Source organism: Amycolatopsis acidiphila, assembly GCF_021391495.1.
GTDB classification, from domain to species: Bacteria; Actinomycetota; Actinomycetes; order Mycobacteriales; family Pseudonocardiaceae; genus Amycolatopsis_E; species Amycolatopsis_E acidiphila.
The window spans coordinates 4,908,405-4,924,583 of sequence record NZ_CP090063.1 but is presented as its reverse complement, the minus strand read 5'-3'; the positions used below and the strand labels follow the sequence as shown (position 1 = coordinate 4,924,583).

The window sequence follows — 16,179 nt, the reverse complement described above, 5'->3', positions numbered from 1 at the left end:
CGCCCAGGTCAGCACGCGGTCGTACTCATCCTGGCTGAAATCCCCGGTAGTTCGACGCGGCCCGCCTAGAGGACCGCCGACGAGGTCTTCAGTGCGATGATCTGGTCCCAGTCGAACCCGAGCTCGAGCAGCAGCTCTTCGGTGTGCTGGCCGTGGCCGGGGGCCGGGCGCAGCTGGGCCGGGGTCTCGTCGAACTGCACCGGGTTCGCCGCGAGTGCGAAGGTGTTGCCGTTCGCGTCGGTGACCTCGGGAAGGTAGCCGTTGGCCTTGACCTGTGGGTCGTCGTGCAGCTCCAAGGCGTTCTGGAAGGTGTCCCAGACCGCGTCGAAACCCTCCAGCCGCTGCTGCCAGTGCTTCAGCGGCCGGCTCTCGAAGGTCTTGCGCAGCTCGGCGATGCACTCGCGCCGGTGCGCGAACCGGGTCTTGGCGTCGGCGAAGCGCTCGTCCGCGGCCATGTCCTCCCGGCCGATCCGGGTGCACAGCTCGCCCCAGAACCGGTCGGCCTGCAGCAGTACGAGCGCGATGAACCTGTTGTCCGCCGTGCGGTAGAGGCTCGCCACCGGGTTCGGCATCTCCTCCAGGTCGTACTTGGGAATCGTCGAGCCGATCAGCTTCGACCCGACGATGTCCGGCCCCAGCTGCCAGACCGCCGCCGCCAGCAGGGACACGTCGACCACCGAGGGCTTGCCGGTGCGTTCCCGGCGGAACAACGCGGCCGCGATCCCGCCCGCGATCGCGAAACCGCCGAACACGTCACCGAAAGCCGGGCGCTGCGCCGGGGGATAGGCGTCCTCGGTGACGGCGAGGGCGTCGCCGATGCCACCCCGGGCCCAGTACGCGGCCAGGTCGAAACCACCGCGGTCGGCCTCCTCGCCCTTGGCGCCGTAGCCGTGCCCGCGGGCGTAGACGATCTTGGGGTTGCGTGCCCGGATGCTCTCGACGTCGACGCCGAGACGCTGACGGGACCCGGGAAGCAGGTTGGTGATGAACACGTCGGCCTGCTCGACCAGCTTGTAGACCACCTCCAGCCCTTCGGGCTTGGACACGTCAACGCCGATGCTGCGCTTGCCGCGGTTGGGCTGCTCGATGAAGTGGTTCACGCCGTCGCGGCCGGCGACCACGCCGGAGTTGACCAGGCCGCGTTGCGGGTCACCGGTCTCGGGATGCTCGATCTTGATCACGTCGGCACCCCAGTCGGCGAGCACCGCGCCCGCCGACGGGACGAAGGTCCACGCGGCGAGCTCGACGACCTTCACACCCTCGAGAATGGGTTCCACCGCCACGTCTCCTCCCCGGCTCACCGCGAGCCGATGGTCTTGGTCTCCAGGTACTGCTCGAGCCCTTCGCGGCCGTTCTGCCGGCCGATCCCGCTCTGCTTGTAACCGCCGAACGGCGCGTCGGCCCCGTAGAACATGCCGCCGTTGACCATCAGGCTCCCCGCGCGCACCCGGCGGGCCACCCGGTCGGCGCGCTCGGCGTCGGCGGAGAACACGCTGCCGGCCAGGCCGTAGGGACTGTCGTTGGCGATGCGAACCGCGTCCGCGTCGTCGTCGAACGGGATCACCACGAGGACCGGGCCGAAGATCTCCTCCCGGGCGATCGTCATGCCGTTGTCCACGTCCGCGAACACGGTCGGCTGCACGTAGTAGCCCTTCGGCAGGTGTTCGGGGCGGCCGCCGCCGATGGTCACGCGGGCGCCCTCCTGCCTGCCCTTCTCGAGGTAGCCGAGAACCCGCTCGCGCTGGCGGGCGTTGATCAGCGGACCGGCGAAGTTGGCCGGGTCGGTGGGGTCACCGTAGGGGACGTGGCCGAACGTCGCGGTCGCGATCTCGACCGCCTCGCCGTAGCGGCTGCGGGGCACGAGCAGCCGGCTGTTCAGCGCGCACCCCTGCCCGGCGTGCATGCACACGGCCATCGACTGCGGGACGGTGCTGGCGAAGTCGGCGTCGTCGAGCACGATCATCGCCGACTTGCCGCCCAGCTCCAGCATCGTGCGCTTCATGGTGCCGGCGGAGAGCTCGAGGATGCGGCGGCCGGTCATCGTCGAACCGGTGAAGGAGACCAGGTCCACCCGCGGGTCGGTGAGCAGCTGCTCGGCCACCTCGTTGTCGGGCGTGGTGACGACGTTGAACACGCCGGCCGGGATGTCGGTGCGCTCCGCGACGAGCCTGCCGATGCGGGTCGCGGTCCAGGGCGTGTCCGGCGCGGGTTTGAGGACGACGGTGTTGCCCGCGGCCAACGCCGGCGCGATCTTGTTGACGACCACCTCGAACGGGAAGTTCCACGGAGTGATGGCGGCGACCACCCCGACGGCCTCCTTGACCACCCGGCGGTGGTTGAGCGCGCCGAACAGCTCGGTGTCGGGCAGCTCGCGTTCCCACTCGAAGTCCTTGATCAGCGAAGCGGGATAGCTCAGGGCGTCGGCGAGCGGCCAGTCGAGCTGGGCGATGTAGGTGGTCTGCACGGGGGCGCCGACCTCGGCGACGATCTCCGCGCGCAGCGCTTCCTTCTCGTCCTGCAGTGCCTGGTGCAGCTGTTCGAGGCAGCGGGCCCGGAAGGCGTGGTCGGTCGCCCACGTGGTCGTGTCGAAGGCACGGCGGGCGGCGGCGATCGCGCGGTCCAGGTCCGCGGCGGTGCCGGCCGCCGTCTGTCCCAGCACCTCTTCGGTGGCCGGGTTGATGTTGTCGTAGCGCGCTCCCGAAGCGGACCCGGTCAGCTCGCCGTCGATGAGCATGCGGTCTTCGCCCTGCCGGGTCTGGGACGACGTGGACGCGGTCATGGTCGCAGAGACTCCTTCGTCCTGGGTGCACGCGCCGGTCATCCGGAGACCGCGCAGGCACGACTATATATAGGCAGATAAATAAGCGCAATAAACTCTTGACCGGCGGCGTGCGGGTCAGAGCGGCTGGAGATCGGCGACCAGCCACCGGTCCCCGTCGCGGTGCAGCTGCACCCGGGCCGAGCTCGGGCTGACCACCGGGGTCGGCTGGTTCCTGCTGGTGCTCTCCTGGGAGAGCAGGACCAGGAGCACGACGTCGTCGCCGGAGGCGTCGACGACGGCGGTGTGCGTGACGGAGGCCTTGGTGACCACGTTGTCGCTCGTCGCGGTCGGCTGCACGACCTGGGTCATGAGCGCCTGCAGGTTCTGCTTGAAGTTCCCGGTGGCCGCACCGGTGGCGTTGGCGATGTCGGCCTGCAGGGTCTGGTAGCTGTAGGACAGCACTTTCGGGACGAGCGTCTTGCTCGCCTCCTGCGCGCTGTCGCGCGAGGAGCCCTCGGCCTCGGCCTGCCGTGTCTGCTGCAGCAGCAGGACGCCGGCGGTGGCGAGCGCGGCGATCACGATGACGAACGCGGTCAGCACGAGTACCCGGCCGCGGGTGAGGTGTGCGCGGGTCATCCGACGAACTCCAGTTCCGAAACCAGCCACCGGCCGTCCTCGCGGTGCAGGGTCAGCTGTAGCCGGTACTGCCGGTTCTCTCCTTGTGGCGCCTGGGTGTTCTTGATGTTCGCGGCGGCCGCGACGAGCGCGGTCGCGTCGTCGCCTGCCAGGTGTTCCACGCCGGCCTCGGTGATCTGGCCGGAAGAGACGACCTGGCCCTGCTCGAGCGCCTGCTTGAACGATGCGGTCTGCTGGGTCAGCTGGTCGTGGAAGCCGCCGGTGGTCGCCTGCAGCAGCCGGGTGTATGCCGCGTCGGCGTCGGTGTGGCTGAGGCCGATCAGGTCGAGTACGCCCTGCCGGGCGGCGAGCGTGACGTCGTCCCGGTCGGTCCGCGCCGCGTCGTCGGCCTGGACCTGCCGGTAGAGCCATCCGGTCAGGCCGAGCAGCACGACGGTCAGCACGCCCAGCACGACCAGCGACCAGAACCAGCGTCCCCGTCGCAACCGAAAACGGGATTCCGGTGTGGAGTGGACGGACGAGACCGTCTCCAGTGGACTTTCGTCCGCCGGTTCCAGGTCGTGCTGGTGTCCACTGTGGTCGTGGTACTCACGCTCAGCGGCTGTGAGTTCACCGGCCCGGGGTCGTGGTCGCTGCCGTTCACCAAGGGCGGGGGAGACGGCTCGTTCCCGGTGACGGTCGAGCTCGCGCAGGTGGACAACCTCGTGCCCAACTCCGAGGTGAAGGTCGGCGACGTGACCGTGGGCAACGTCTCGGCGATCGAGTTCGACGACTGGCACGCGAAAGTCTCGCTGAAGCTGGACCCCGACGCCGACCTGCCGGCGAACGCCACCGCCCGGGTCGGCCAGAAGAGCCTGCTGGGCGCGGAATACCTGGAGCTGAGCGCGCCCGGCGCGGAGCCGGCCGCGGGCCGCCTCGGCGCCCGTGCGGTGATCCCGCTGGTGCGGACCGGGGACTACCCGAGCACCGAGGAGTTCCTCGGCGCGTTGTCGGTGGTGCTCAACGGGGGTGGTCTCGCGCAGGTCAAGACGATCACCACCGAGGTCGACGACGTCCTTCGCGGCCGGACGCAGGACGCCCGCAGCCTGCTGTCCAACTTGGACACCCTGGTCTCCCAGCTCAACCGGCAGACGGACAACATCACCAGGGCGCTGAACAGCCTCGGCGACTTCGGTCACGCACTCGCGCAGCAGAACGACGCACTGGCCAAGGCGCTCGACCAGCTTCCCGCCGGGGTGCAGGTGCTCAACTCCGAGCGCGCCAGCCTGACCGGGACGCTGAGCGCACTGTCGGACCTCAGCGACGTCGGCACCCGCGTCATCAACGGAACCAGGGACGACCTGCTGGCCAACCTCAGGTCGCTGCAACCCGTACTGGGCCGGCTTTCCGACTCCGGTGGCAACCTCGTCGACTCGCTGTCCCTGCTGGGCAACTTCCCGTGGCCGGGCCGCACCGTGGCCAACGCGGTCCGCGGCGACTACGCCAACATCGACATCACCCTGGACCTGACGCTGCCTGCGTTGCAGCAGAACTTCCTCACCGGCATGCCCATCCTCGGCGCGCTGCCGCCGCTGGGCCAGGGCAGCACGCCCGCGCCACCGCCGCCAGGACTGCCTCCTGGCACGGCGCCGGACGACGTCCCGGCCCCGGCCGCCCCGCGGCAGCCGGGTTCGCTGCTGCCGCTGCCGAGCGGTACCCCGAGCCCGCAGCCGGCCCCGGGGTCGCCGCAGGACGGCGGGCTGACCTCGTTGCTGGGCTCGTTGCTCGGAGGCGGCCGATGATCTCCAAGCTGGTCCGGTGGCAGCTGGTCGTGTTCACGATCCTGACCGTGGCGGCGGTCGTGTACGCCTCGATCGCCTACGTCGGACTGCCCCGGCTGCTGGGCATCGGCCAGTACCGGCTCTCGGTCGAGCTGCCGGCGAGTGGTGGCCTGTACCCGAACGCCGTGGTCACCCTGCGCGGCGTGGAGGTCGGCAAGGTCACCGGGATGCGGTTGAGCCAGAACGGGGTGCTGGCCGATCTCACGGTGGACGACGACGTGCGGATCCCGGCGGACAGCCAGATCGCCGTCCGCAACACCTCGGCCATCGGGGAGCAGTACCTCTCGTTCGTCCCGGCGGCGAAGGGCCCGCCCTACCTCGCCGCCGGCACGACGGTGACCGGCCGGCAGGTCACGCTGCCCACGGAGATCGGCAGCGTGCTGCACAACACCCAGGCGCTGGCGGCCTCGGTGCCGCAGGGCGCGCTGAACACCACGATCGACGAGCTCTACGACGCGTTCAACGGGACCGGGCAGACACTCCAGCAGTTCCTCGACTCGGCGAAGACGCTGACCACCGGGGCGGCGGACAATGTGGACCCGACCCGCAAGCTGATCGCGGACCTCGTCCCGGTGCTGGCCACGCAGAAGGCCGAGGCACCCGACATCTCCTCCTACACCGCCGACCTGGCGTCGTTCACCGACCAGCTGAGGATGAGCGACCCGCAGATCCGCGTGGCGCTCACCCAGGGCCCGGGATTCGCGAACGAGCTGAGCTCGCTGGTCGACGCGTTGCGGCCGACGGTGCCGCGGCTGCTGACGAGCCTGACGTCGACGGCGCAGATGGTGGATGTGTACCTGCCCAACGTCGCGCAGGTGGTGTCGATCCTGCCGGCCACGGTGAACGACATCATCAGTGCGCTCGGGAACAGCCCGGTACCGGGCACCGCGGTGCTCAACCTGAAGACGTCGGTCAACTCGCCGACGGCGTGCACGGACGGTTTCCGTGCGCAGGCCCGGGACCCGTCCGACACGACCTCGATCCCGGCTCCCGGTGACTCCTACTGCAAGCTGCCCCAGAACGCCCAGCAGCTCGTGCGGGGCGCGCGTAACTCGCCGTGTCCCAACGATCCGGCCCGGCGCTCGGCGACCGCCGCCGGGTGCGGGCTGAACTTCCTCTCCGCCGGGGAACCGGGCACGGTGGCACTGTCCGCGCCGACCGCGGCCGGGACGACGACCTACGACCCGGCGACCGGGCTGTTCCTCGGCCCGGACGGCAAGCCCTACATCCTGGGCGATCTCACCAAGTCAGGCCTGCCCGCCTCGCTGACGTCCCTGCTCAACCCGCTGAACCCGCCCGCCCCCTGAGGGTCAGACCTGGGCCAGGTGGGAGACCAGCCACTGACCGCCCGCGCGGTCGAGGGAGTCCCGCGCGGTGGCGTGCCGCAGGTTCGCCATCAGCTCCAGCTCGGAGCGGGCCGCGGTCAGCACGGTCTGCTCACGCTGCGCCGCTTCGTCGGCCTGATGCAGCCGTTGCCAGGAGAAGACTCCCAGACCGGCGAAGCCGAGCACGAGCAAGGTGAGTGCGGCGACGCAGACCGTCCACAGCCGAGCCGGACCCTCGCGGACCGGGAGGGACTCCTCCCGTACCGCCGGATCCTCGACAGCGGTCACGGCTTCCCCAGCTCGTCCAGGAACTGCGACACCTCGGTGAGGAACACGGAGTTGTCGTCCCCGGCCACCATGTGGCCCGTGCCGGCGACATCGACGTACTGGGCATGGGGGATCAGGCGCTGCAGGTCGCCGGCGCCTTCCTCGGTGACCACATCGGACAGTGCACCCCGGACGAGCAGGGTCGGCGCCTGCACCCGCGCCGCCGCCGCCCGGATGCGCGCGGACGTCCGCGCCGCCTCGGGTTCCTCCGGCGGCCGCAGGAACGCCGGGTCCCAGTGCCAGCGCCACCGGCCGTCGGATCCCCGGCGCACGTTCTTGCGCAGGCCCTGCAGGTTCACCGGACGGCTGCGCTGCGGCTGGTACTCGCGGATCGCGTCGGCGACCTCCTCCAGCGAGCCGAACCCGTCCGGGGCACTGCGCATGAAGGCGGCGATGCGGTGGGCGCCCGCCGGTTCGATCCGGGGCACGGCGTCGACCAGCACCAGCCCGCGGATCGTGGCGGGTTGTTCGCCGGCGAGCACGAGCCCGGTGAGCCCGCCGAGCGAGGCGCCGATGACGACCGGGGGCTCGGGCATCGCCTGCACGACGTTCGTCGCGTCCTCGACGATGGCGTCCAGGCCGTAGCGGCCGTCGACCGCCCAGTCGCTGTCACCGTGGCCACGGGAGTCGACCGCGAAGGTCGTCCAGCCCGCACCGGCCAGTGTGGACCCGGCCGCTCCCCACGAGTGCCGGGTCTGCCCGCCGCCGTGCAGCAGCAGGATCGTCCCCCGCGCGGGTGACTCGGGCATCCAGCAGTCCCCTGCCAGCCGCCCGCCCTCGCCCAGGAAGTACACGCTTTCCTTGTAGCTGTCGGTCATCGTCGTCCTTCGCCGCGATTGTCCTTCGGCACAGTATAATGATTTAGCTACTAACTGTGGAGTCGGACGAAGGGGTTCGCATGCCGCTGGGTGCCGAGGTGGTCGTCGAGGGGCTGACCAAGTCCTTCGGCCGTCAGACGATCTGGCAGGACGTGACGCTGACCCTGCCGCCGGGCGAGGTGTCGGTGCTGCTGGGCCCCTCCGGGACGGGCAAGTCCGTGTTCCTCAAGTCCATGATCGGTCTGCTGAAGCCGGAACGCGGCAGCTGCGTCGTCAACGGGGTGGACATCGTGCGGTGCGGCGAGCACCAGCTGTACGAGACGAGGAAGCTGTTCGGCGTGCTGTTCCAGGACGGTGCGTTGTTCGGTTCGATGAACCTCTACGACAACGTGGCCTTCCCGCTGCGCGAGCACACCCGGAAGTCCGAGACCGAGATCCGCCGGATCGTGCTGGAGAAGCTCGAGATGACGGGGCTGGCCGGCGCGGAGAAGAAGCTGCCCGGCGAGATCTCCGGCGGGATGCGCAAGCGGGCCGGGCTGGCCCGCGCCCTGGTGCTGGACCCGGAGATCATCCTGTGCGACGAGCCGGACTCCGGCCTCGACCCCGTTCGCACCGCCTACCTGTCCCAGCTGCTGATCGACCTGAACGCGCAGATCGACGCGACGATCCTGATCGTCACGCACAACATCAACCTGGCCCGCACGGTGCCGGACAACATCGGCATGCTCTTCCGCAAGGAGCTGGTCATGTTCGGCCCCCGCGAGGTGCTGCTCACCAGTGACGAGCCGGTGGTGCGACAGTTCCTCAACGGCTCCCGGCTGGGCCCGATCGGCATGTCGGAGGAGAAGGACTCCGCGCAGATGGCCCGGGAGCAGGCCCAGGCCGAGTCCGGGCACCACGACGGGTCCACCGAGGACGTCCGTGGCATGGCGCCGCAGCTGCGGCCGACCCCGGGGCTGCCCGAGCGCGCCGGGGTCCGCCGCCGCCAGGACCGCGTCATGCGGATCCTGCACACCCTGCCGCCCGCCGCGCGGGAGGGGATCATCGAGTCCCTCACCCCCGCGGAGCAAAGCCACTACGGGCTGAGCTCCGGGCTGCACAGGCCCGACGGCTCAGAGCCTGCCGTCTCGCCGTAGCCCGGGGTGCACCCACTCCGGGGCGCGCCGTTCCTTGAAGGCCCGGAAGCCCTCGCGGGTTTCGGGGCTCTGCAGGCTCGTCTGCATCCCGATCCGGTCGAAGAGCCCGAGGTGACTGTCCAAACTCGACTTGACCACCGCGCGCGCACCGGGTGCCGTCTGGCAGATCTGGCCCAGCGCCTCCTCGGCGGCGGCGGGCAGGTCCTCGTGCGGCACGACCCGGGAGATCATGCCCCAGTCCAGTGCCTCCTGCGCGCTGAGCGTGCGGCCGGTGAGCATCAGATCGCGCGTGCGGACCGCGCCGATGACCCGGGCGAGCACCTGGCTGTAGTAGGTGTCGGCGATGCCGCGGAGCAGCTCGGGCACGCGGAAGGTCGCGCGCTCGCTCGCCACCGCGAGGTCGCTGCACAGCGCGATCATCAGCCCACCGCCCTGGCAGAGCCCGTTCACCGCGCACACCACCGGTTTCGCGGCCTTCCGCAGGGCGTCGAACGGCGTCACGTCCATGCCCAGCAGCGATCCGAAGTCCATCCAGTCGTCCTCGCCGTGCTGGCCGAGGTCGCCGCCGGGGATGAACACGTCACCGGTCCCGGTCAGCAGCAGCCCGGCGAGATCCGGATCCTGCTCGACGCGGGCGATGGCGCAGCGGAGGCCGAAGTACATCGCCGGGCTGAGGGCGTTGCGTGCCCGCGGGCGGTCGACCGTGCAGGTCGCGAAGACCTCGCCCCTGGCGAAGGTGAGGTAGGGCGTGCCGAGCCAGTCGCCGGCAGGGGGGCGGGGGTGCTCATCGTCGTGCACTGTCATGCCTTTCTCTCGCCGTACCGTGCTGGCGCCATGATATAGTTATTTCATTCTGCTATATCGAACGGAGTGCGATGGACATGACCGACGTGGCGCCCGTGGTCTACCGGAGCGTGGCGGAGCTCGAAGCCGCTGTCGGCCGTGAGCTCGGGCCCACCGACTGGTTTCCGGTGGAGCAGAGCCGGATCGACGGGTTCGCCGACGACACCGAGGACCACCAGTGGATCCACGTCGATCCGGACCGGGCGGCGGGCGGGCCGTTCGGCGCCACGGTCGCCCACGGTTTCCTCACCCTCTCGCTCGTGCCGTACTTCGTGAACCGGCTTCGCCGCATCGAAGGCGTGCGGATGGGCGTCAACTATGGCCTCGACAAGGTGCGGTTCCCGTCCCCGGTGCGCGCCGGCAGCCGGATCCGGGCGCGCACGACGATGACCTCCCTGGACCGGATCGGCGACGCCGCCGTCCAGCTCGTCACGCGGACCACCATCGAGGTCGACGGCGCGGAGAAGCCGGCCTGCGTGGCCGACCTGGTCAGCCGGTACTACTTCGCCTGACCGGACGGACTTCCCAGCAGCATCCGGCAGATCAGCCGGGCGATCGTGTCGATGACGTCATCGTCGTCGACCGGGAGCCGGTCGGTGTGGCAGCGGTACCAGGACCGGTCGAGCATCGCCAGTACGGCGAGGCCCAGTGCCTCCGGGGCGCCGGAGGGCCGGGCCTGGCGCCCGCGCAGGTGCGTGCCGAGCAGGAAGGCCACCCGTAGTTGCCTGCGGGTGCTGCCGGCGCGCAGGCGCGGATCATCCGGCCAGGACTGGCTCGACGCGAAGATGAACGGGCCGTGCGTGTCCATGAAGGTGAAGTACGCGCGCACCCAGGCCGCCACCTCGCCGGTCCCGCACGGCCGCGGGAGCGTGTCCCAGCTGCCGACGACGTCGAGAATGGCGCGATAGGCGTTCTCGCCCAGGAGCGTGAACACTTCGCGCTTGTCCCGGAAGTACGTGTAGAAGCCCGCCCGCGAGATGCCGCACGCACTGGTGATGTTGCTGATCCGGGTGCCGGCGTAGCCGCGTTCCAGGAAGAGCCGGGCCGACGCCTCGAGGATGGCGTGCCGGGTGCGCACCGCGCGCGGACCATATTTGACGATATTGTCATGATCCGCCGCCTCGGTCGTCATGGGTGGCAAGAGTAGCAGGCAGAGTCAACTTGACACTTTCGTCAATAAGACTTAACGTTCGTGCTGGAGTACGGAAGGCCGCCGAAGGGGAAGAGACCGTGGCTCAATTCACCGACGCACCGATTTTCGATGCCGACCAGCACATGTACGAGACGCCGGAGGCGCTGACCCGGTACCTGCCGGAGCGCTACCGCCGGTCGGTCCAGTTCGTCCAGGTCGGCAAGCGGACCCGGATCGCGATCCTGGGCAAGATCACCGAGTTCATCCCGAACCCGACGTTCGAGCGGGTGGCCGCGCCCGGTGCGCACGAAAAGTTCTATTCCGGGCAGAACAAGGAGGGCAAGACCCTCCGCGAGCTGACCGGCGAGCCGATCGACGCGCTGCCCGCGTTCCGCGGGCCGGAACCACGGATCGCCGTGATGGACGAGCAGGGTGTCGACGAAGCGCTGGTGTACCCGACGCTGGCGAACCTGGTCGAGCACTCGGCCGCCGAGGACCCCGAGCTGGTGGTCGCGATGATCCACGCGCTCAACCGGTGGATGCTCGAGACCTGGGGCTACACCCACCAGAACCGGCTGTACATGACGCCGGTGATCAGCGCCGCGCTCGTCGACGACGCCCGGCGTGAGCTCGAGTACGTCATCGAGAACGGCGCCAAGGCGGTGCTGATGAAGCCGGCTCCGGTGAAGGGCTTCAAGGGATGGCGCTCGCCCGCGCTGCCCGAGTTCGACCCGTTCTGGAGCGACGTGCAGCAGGCGGGCATCCCGGTGGTGTTCCACGCGAGCCAGCCGCCGCTGGACGGCTACATCAACCAGTGGGAGCCGCCGGAGACCAACAACTTCATGGAGATGAGCGCGTTCCGCTGGCTCGTGCTGGGCCACCGCGAGATCTCCGACATGCTGGCCAGCATGATCTGCCACGGCACGCTGACGCGCTTCCCGAACCTGCGGATCGGCAGCGTGGAGAACGGCAGCGCCTGGATCAAGCCGCTGTTCGACGACTTCGAGGCCACCTACGCGAAGATGCCGCAGGCCTTCCCCGAGCACCCGCTCGAGGTGTTCCGCCGCAACATCTGGGTCAGCCCGTTCTGGGAGGGCTCGGTCGCCGACGTCGTCGAGACCGTGGGCTGGGACCGGGTGCTGTTCGGCTCGGACTACCCGCACCCCGAGGGCCTGACCGAGCCCCGCGGCTACTACAAGTACGCCGAGGGCATGGACGAGAAGCGCACCCGCGACTTCATGGGCGACAACGCCCGCCGCTTCATCGGTATCCCCGTCCGCAACCCCGCCGGCGACACCGCCCCGCAGGCGGTCCCGGCCTGAGGCCCGGAACCTCGGTGGGCACCGCGCCCACCGAGGTTCACCCGCCCAGTTCGGTGGCGAGATCGCGGACCTGCGTCCGGGCCGCTTCGAGGTTCTGCCGCGCGGTATCCGCCAGCGGGGCCATCGCGGGAACGCGGGCAGCCAGCGTCAGGTCCGCCGTCACCACCGTCACGTCCATGCCCATCGAGTCGCCGAGGATCTGCACGATCGGCGGGACCGTATGGTCCTTGCCGGCGTCCGGGGTGCCCGCGTAGGCGGCGCCCCGGCTGGAGACGACGACCACGGGTTTGCCCGCCAGCGGCTGGTCCTTCGTGTCGAAGGGCACGGTCGTGCCGAGTACGTGCACGTGGTCCAGCCATGCCTTGAGGGTCGAGGGGACCGACCAGTTGTACATCGGCGCCCCGATCACGACGACGTCCGCCGCCGAGAGCTCGGCCAGCAACGCGTTCTGCCGCTCCTCCGCGGCCGGGTCCGGCCGTTCGCCGTCGACACGCAGGCGCGGGGCGTAGTGCAGCGCGGCGTCCGGCAGGTGGGGCGGCGGCGTCCGGTGCAGGTCTCGCTCGACGATCTCGTGCTCCGGGCTCAGCTCCCGCCAGGTTTCGGTGAACAGCCCGGTCAGCGCCCGCGATGTGGAAGACCGGGTGTCGGCGGAAGAGTCCAGGCGCAGGAGGCTCGGCACGGGCAATGCTCCTCGGGGGTCAAGACGATGGCACCGGGATCCTACCCGCGAATTGATCTTTCACGGGGTGTCGCGGCGGGCCGGCAGGATCGCGGGCGCGGCACGCCAGTCGTCGAGGCCGTAGTCGGCGGTGCCGACGTAGACCTGGCCACCGGACACCTCGCTCCAGTGCGCGTGGTTGAGCTGGTGCAGCGTGAAGCACGAGTCAAGCGCGGTGCTGAACCCCATGGCGTCCTGGGACTGGTTGACCGACTCCTTGATGAGCAGTGCCGCCATCGAGGGCACCTTCGCGACCCGGGCCGCGAACTCCAGCGTGCGCTCGGAGACCTCGTCGGCCCTGAAGACCTTGCTCACCATGCCCAGCGCGTGCGCCTCGTCCGCGCCCAGCGAGTCGCCGGTGAGCAGCAGCTCCTTCGCCTTGCGCGGGCCGAACTCCCACGGGTGCGCGAAGTACTCGACGCCGCACATGCCCAGCCGGGTGCCGACGACGTCGGCGAAGACCGTGCCCTCGGTGGCGACGATCAGGTCGCAGCACCACATCAGCATCAGTCCGGCGGAGAGCACGTTTCCGTGCACCTGCGCGATGGTGATCTTGCGGAGGTTGCGCCAGCGCTTGGTGTTCTCGTAGTAGTAGTGCCATTCCTGCCGCACCCGGCCCTCGGCACCGCCGAGTGTGCTGCCGTTGCGCCGGTACGTCGGATGCTGGTCCGGCCCCGGCTCCCGCTCGGCCAGGCTTTCCGCGGTGCCGAGGTCGTGCCCGGCGGAGAACGAGGCGCCCGCGCCACGCAGGATCACCACCCGCACCGCGTCATCGGCTTCGGCCCGCTCGAACGCCTCGCCCAGTTCGACCAGCAGGCCACGGTTCTGCGCGTTCCGGGCCTGCGGCCGGTTCAGCGTGATGCGGGCGATCCGGCCCCCCTCGAGGGTTTCGTAACCGAGGTAGCGATGACCCATCGCGGGCGCCTCCCGAACTCCGTGGCTTTGCTCGCATCAGACTCGTAATTGACGAATATGTCAAGTTCTTCTAGGGTCAGCACGTGACCAGCTATGTCCGGCCCGAGCAGCGGTTGCTGCCCAGTCCCAGTCCGGAGTCGGCGAAGTTGTGGACAGGCGGCCTCGACGGGCAGCTGCTGATCCACCGCTGCCGGTCCTGCCACCGTTTCTTCCACCCCCCGGGGCCGGTCTGCTGGCGGTGCCACAGCCTGGAGGTCGGCCCGGAGCCGGTGTCGGGGCGCGCCACCGTCGCCGCGTTCACGATCAACCGGCAGCCCTGGGTGCCCGGGTTCGCGCCGCCCTACGTCGTGGCCATGGTCGAGCTGGCCGATGAGCCCGACGTCCGGCTCATCACCAACATCGTCGACATCGCGCCGGAGGACGTCCGGATCGGACTCGAGGTGGAAGTGTTCTTCGAGGAATGGGAAGGCCCGGACTGCATGCTCGCGCTGCCGCTGTTCCGGCCGGCTGGGGGGAAGCGATGAGCGGCGGGCCGTTCGCGGGCAAGGCGGTGCTCACGGGTGCGGGCAAGTCCCAGGTCGGCCGCAGGCTCGGGCGCACCGGGCTGGAGCTGACGGTCGAGGCGGTCCTGCGTGCGATCGCCGACGCGGGTCTGCGGCCCGAGGACGTCGACGGCATCGCCAGCTATCCCGGCCCCGGCGTGCCCGATCCCGGGTTCTCCGGCGCGAACGTGCACGACGTGCGCAACGCGCTCGGCCTGCGCAGCCGCTGGTACCTCTCCGCGACCGAGACCGCGGCGCAGATCGGTCCGGCCATCGAGGCCTGCATGGCGGTGACGCTCGGGCTCGCCGACCACGTGGTCGTGTTCCGGTCGGTGTGGGAGTCCACCGCGCAGGCCAGCCGCGGCCGGGCCTCGGTGCTGTTCGCCGGCGGTCAGCTGCCACCGCACCTGGAGTACACCGGCCCCTTCGGCGCCCTCTCGGCGGCCAACTGGCTGGCCATGCCGGCCCAGCGGTACATGCACGAGTTCGGCCTCGCCCGCGAGCACCTGGGCACCATCGCGCTCAACGCGCGCCGCAACGCCGGGCTCAACCCCGACGCGATCTACCGCGATCCGATGACGATGGACGACTACCTCGGCGCGCGGATGATCTCGGAACCGCTGTGCCTGTACGACTGCGACGTCCCCTGCGACGGGGCCACCGCCGTCGTCATCTCCCGCCGGGACGCCGCGAAGGGCCTGCCGCGCCATCCGCTGACCGTCGAGTCGGTCGGTACCGGCATGTTCGAGCGCGCCACCTGGGACCAGCGCGCGGACCTGACGACCATGGCGGCGCACGACGCCGCGGCGACCTTGTGGGACCGGACCCGCCTGCGCCCTGCCGACGTGGACGTCGCGCAGCTCTACGACGGCTTCAGCTTCCTGACCGTGATGTGGCTGGAGGCGCTCGGGTTCTGCGAGCACGGCAAGGTCGGCGAGTTCCTCGACGACGGCGGGCGGATCGCGCTCGAGGGGACGCTGCCGCTCAACACCAGTGGCGGCCAGCTCTCGGGCGGGCGCCTGCACGGCATGGGCTTCCTGCACGAGGCGTGCGTCCAGCTCTGGGGCGAGGGCGGCGAGCGGCAGGTCGCGGGCGATCCCGAGGTCGCGGTCGTCGGCGTCGGCGGCGGGCCGGTCGGCGGCGCGATGCTGCTGAGCACCCGCTGAGCCGGGTCAGCCCGCCAGCGCGGCCACGAAGAAGTCGGTGATGACGCCGATGACGTCGTCCTCGTCGATGGGCAGCTGCTGCGCGCGGCAGTGATACCAGGAGCGGTCCATCATGGCCTGGGCGGCCAGTCCGAGCGCCTCCGGTGCGGCGGTGGGATGTTTCTGGCGGCCGCGCAGGTCGACCCCGAGCAGGAACGCCACCCGCATCTGCATCCGGTTGCTCGCGACCCGGACGTCCTCGTCGGACGGACCCGACTGCGCGGACAGGATGAACGCGCCGTGCTCGTCCATGAACGCGAAGTACCGCCGGATCCAGCCCTCGAGGTCGGCGCGGGACGCCGGCCGGGGCAGGTCGTCCAGGGCGCCGATCACCTCGAGCAGCTCGTGGTAGGTCGCCTCGCCGAGGGTGTTGAAGATTTCCCGCTTGTCGCGGAAGTAGGTGTAGAACCCGGCTCGGGAGATACCGCACGCGTCGGTGATGTTGTTGATCCGGGTGCCCGCGTAGCCGCGGTCGAGGAACAGCTGCTTCGAGGCCTGCAGGATGGCGTTGCGCGTGCGCGCCGCCCGCGGGCCGAGCTTGCCCTCCGCGGCGTCGCTCGTGTCGACCGTCCGTTCTGCTGACTCGTCCATGGTGCCGCCCAGTCTAGAGAGCGCCGTCGCGGCAGGTCCGATGCGACGCACCGACCGGGATCTACGAGATGAAGCGGTGAGCGCCGGA

At 70.2% G+C, this 16,179-nt stretch carries 18 protein-coding genes; 7 read left to right on the top strand and 11 right to left on the bottom strand.

The features are described from left to right. Window positions 1-65: 65 nt before the first annotated feature. From LWP59_RS24080 to LWP59_RS24065, 4 genes are all read right to left on the bottom strand, one after another. A complete protein-coding gene (locus LWP59_RS24080; protein ID WP_144639951.1) occupies window positions 66-1,277 on the bottom strand; it encodes a CaiB/BaiF CoA transferase family protein in 1,212 nt (403 codons plus the stop codon). A gap of 20 nt (window positions 1,278-1,297) precedes the next feature. Continuing rightward, window positions 1,298-2,779 (bottom strand): aldehyde dehydrogenase family protein, encoded by a 1,482-nt coding sequence (locus LWP59_RS24075; protein WP_144639948.1) that lies wholly within the window; start codon window positions 2,777-2,779, stop codon window positions 1,298-1,300. 117 nt (window positions 2,780-2,896) lie between these two features. Beyond that, window positions 2,897-3,397: a hypothetical protein gene (locus tag LWP59_RS24070; protein WP_144639945.1), complete on the bottom strand. Its 501-nt coding sequence runs from the start codon at window positions 3,395-3,397 to the stop codon at window positions 2,897-2,899. After that, complete coding sequence (locus LWP59_RS24065; RefSeq protein ID WP_144639942.1) at window positions 3,394-3,882, bottom strand: hypothetical protein; 489 nt, start codon at window positions 3,880-3,882, stop codon at window positions 3,394-3,396. Before LWP59_RS24065 ends, LWP59_RS24070 begins: the two co-directional genes overlap by 4 nt. A gap of 24 nt (window positions 3,883-3,906) precedes the next feature. Here LWP59_RS24065 and LWP59_RS24060 point away from each other — a divergent pair, with 24 nt between their 5' ends. Both LWP59_RS24060 and LWP59_RS24055 read left to right on the top strand, forming a co-directional pair. Further along, window positions 3,907-5,178: an MCE family protein gene (locus tag LWP59_RS24060; protein ID WP_144639939.1), complete on the top strand. Its 1,272-nt coding sequence runs from the start codon at window positions 3,907-3,909 to the stop codon at window positions 5,176-5,178. Then, complete coding sequence (locus tag LWP59_RS24055; RefSeq protein ID WP_144639936.1) at window positions 5,175-6,524, top strand: MCE family protein; 1,350 nt, start codon at window positions 5,175-5,177, stop codon at window positions 6,522-6,524. Before LWP59_RS24060 ends, LWP59_RS24055 begins: the two co-directional genes overlap by 4 nt. 3 nt (window positions 6,525-6,527) lie before the next feature. Here the strand turns inward: LWP59_RS24055 and LWP59_RS24050 are convergent, their stop codons facing one another. Then, a complete protein-coding gene (locus LWP59_RS24050) occupies window positions 6,528-6,830 on the bottom strand; it encodes a hypothetical protein (protein WP_144639934.1) in 303 nt (100 codons plus the stop codon). Continuing rightward, entirely contained in the window at window positions 6,827-7,687 is an 861-nt protein-coding gene (locus LWP59_RS24045; protein WP_144639931.1) for an alpha/beta fold hydrolase, read from the bottom strand. The genes LWP59_RS24050 and LWP59_RS24045 overlap by 4 nt, the downstream gene beginning before the upstream one ends. Before the next feature lie 86 nt (window positions 7,688-7,773). Here LWP59_RS24045 and LWP59_RS24040 point away from each other — a divergent pair, with 86 nt between their 5' ends. Continuing rightward, the gene (locus LWP59_RS24040) at window positions 7,774-8,823 is read left to right on the top strand and encodes an ABC transporter ATP-binding protein (protein WP_144640048.1); all 1,050 of its coding nucleotides are present in this window, start codon (window positions 7,774-7,776) and stop codon (window positions 8,821-8,823) included. On the opposite strand, the gene LWP59_RS24035 is transcribed toward LWP59_RS24040, so the two are convergent. Continuing rightward, window positions 8,800-9,627 (bottom strand): enoyl-CoA hydratase/isomerase family protein, encoded by an 828-nt coding sequence (locus LWP59_RS24035; protein WP_144639928.1) that lies wholly within the window; start codon window positions 9,625-9,627, stop codon window positions 8,800-8,802. The genes LWP59_RS24040 and LWP59_RS24035 overlap by 24 nt on opposite strands. A gap of 71 nt (window positions 9,628-9,698) precedes the next feature. Here LWP59_RS24035 and LWP59_RS24030 point away from each other — a divergent pair, with 71 nt between their 5' ends. Beyond that, window positions 9,699-10,178 carry a MaoC family dehydratase gene (locus tag LWP59_RS24030; protein ID WP_229857171.1) on the top strand — a complete coding sequence of 160 codons (480 nt, stop codon included), beginning with the start codon at window positions 9,699-9,701 and terminating at the stop codon, window positions 10,176-10,178. Here LWP59_RS24030 and LWP59_RS24025 read toward each other — a convergent pair. Beyond that, a complete protein-coding gene (locus tag LWP59_RS24025; protein ID WP_144639926.1) occupies window positions 10,166-10,798 on the bottom strand; it encodes a TetR/AcrR family transcriptional regulator in 633 nt (210 codons plus the stop codon). The two genes, LWP59_RS24030 and LWP59_RS24025, sit on opposite strands and share 13 nt — an antisense overlap. 98 nt (window positions 10,799-10,896) lie before the next feature. On the opposite strand from LWP59_RS24025, the gene LWP59_RS24020 reads away from it, so the two are divergent. Next, window positions 10,897-12,120: an amidohydrolase family protein gene (locus LWP59_RS24020; protein ID WP_144639923.1), complete on the top strand. Its 1,224-nt coding sequence runs from the start codon at window positions 10,897-10,899 to the stop codon at window positions 12,118-12,120. A 37-nt stretch (window positions 12,121-12,157) separates the two neighbouring features. On the opposite strand, the gene LWP59_RS24015 is transcribed toward LWP59_RS24020, so the two are convergent. Then, on the bottom strand, window positions 12,158-12,799 hold the full coding sequence (locus LWP59_RS24015) for an FMN-dependent NADH-azoreductase (protein ID WP_144639920.1): 642 nt from the start codon (window positions 12,797-12,799) through the stop codon (window positions 12,158-12,160). Window positions 12,800-12,859: 60 nt separating this feature from the next. Then, window positions 12,860-13,753, bottom strand: a complete 894-nt coding sequence (locus tag LWP59_RS24010; protein ID WP_144639917.1) for an enoyl-CoA hydratase — start codon at window positions 13,751-13,753, stop codon at window positions 12,860-12,862. Window positions 13,754-13,836: 83 nt separating this feature from the next. On the opposite strand from LWP59_RS24010, the gene LWP59_RS24005 reads away from it, so the two are divergent. Next, window positions 13,837-14,277 carry a Zn-ribbon domain-containing OB-fold protein gene (locus LWP59_RS24005; protein ID WP_222425579.1) on the top strand — a complete coding sequence of 147 codons (441 nt, stop codon included), beginning with the start codon at window positions 13,837-13,839 and terminating at the stop codon, window positions 14,275-14,277. After that, entirely contained in the window at window positions 14,274-15,461 is a 1,188-nt protein-coding gene (locus LWP59_RS24000) for a thiolase family protein (protein WP_222425578.1), read from the top strand. Before LWP59_RS24005 ends, LWP59_RS24000 begins: the two co-directional genes overlap by 4 nt. 6 nt (window positions 15,462-15,467) lie before the next feature. Here LWP59_RS24000 and LWP59_RS23995 read toward each other — a convergent pair whose 3' ends face one another. Beyond that, on the bottom strand, window positions 15,468-16,091 hold the full coding sequence (locus LWP59_RS23995) for a TetR/AcrR family transcriptional regulator (protein ID WP_144639914.1): 624 nt from the start codon (window positions 16,089-16,091) through the stop codon (window positions 15,468-15,470). Between the last annotated feature and the right edge of the window lie 88 nt (window positions 16,092-16,179).

What these genes read in the sequence shown, in the direction of transcription:
- LWP59_RS24075 (WP_144639948.1), bottom strand. Translation starts at nt 2,779, where the DNA reads ATGACCGCGTCCACGTCGTCCCAGACCCGGCAGGGCGAAGACCGCATG.
- LWP59_RS24070 (WP_144639945.1), bottom strand. Translation starts at nt 3,397, where the DNA reads ATGACCCGCGCACACCTCACCCGCGGCCGGGTACTCGTGCTGACCGCG.
- LWP59_RS24055 (WP_144639936.1), top strand. Translation starts at nt 5,175, where the DNA reads ATGATCTCCAAGCTGGTCCGGTGGCAGCTGGTCGTGTTCACGATCCTG.
- LWP59_RS24045 (WP_144639931.1), bottom strand. Translation starts at nt 7,687, where the DNA reads ATGACCGACAGCTACAAGGAAAGCGTGTACTTCCTGGGCGAGGGCGGG.
- LWP59_RS24035 (WP_144639928.1), bottom strand. Translation starts at nt 9,627, where the DNA reads ATGACAGTGCACGACGATGAGCACCCCCGCCCCCCTGCCGGCGACTGG.
- LWP59_RS24030 (WP_229857171.1), top strand. Translation starts at nt 9,699, where the DNA reads ATGGACATGACCGACGTGGCGCCCGTGGTCTACCGGAGCGTGGCGGAG.
- LWP59_RS24025 (WP_144639926.1), bottom strand. Translation starts at nt 10,798, where the DNA reads ATGACGACCGAGGCGGCGGATCATGACAATATCGTCAAATATGGTCCG.
- LWP59_RS24010 (WP_144639917.1), bottom strand. Translation starts at nt 13,753, where the DNA reads ATGGGTCATCGCTACCTCGGTTACGAAACCCTCGAGGGGGGCCGGATC.
- LWP59_RS24000 (WP_222425578.1), top strand. Translation starts at nt 14,274, where the DNA reads ATGAGCGGCGGGCCGTTCGCGGGCAAGGCGGTGCTCACGGGTGCGGGC.
- LWP59_RS23995 (WP_144639914.1), bottom strand. Translation starts at nt 16,091, where the DNA reads ATGGACGAGTCAGCAGAACGGACGGTCGACACGAGCGACGCCGCGGAG.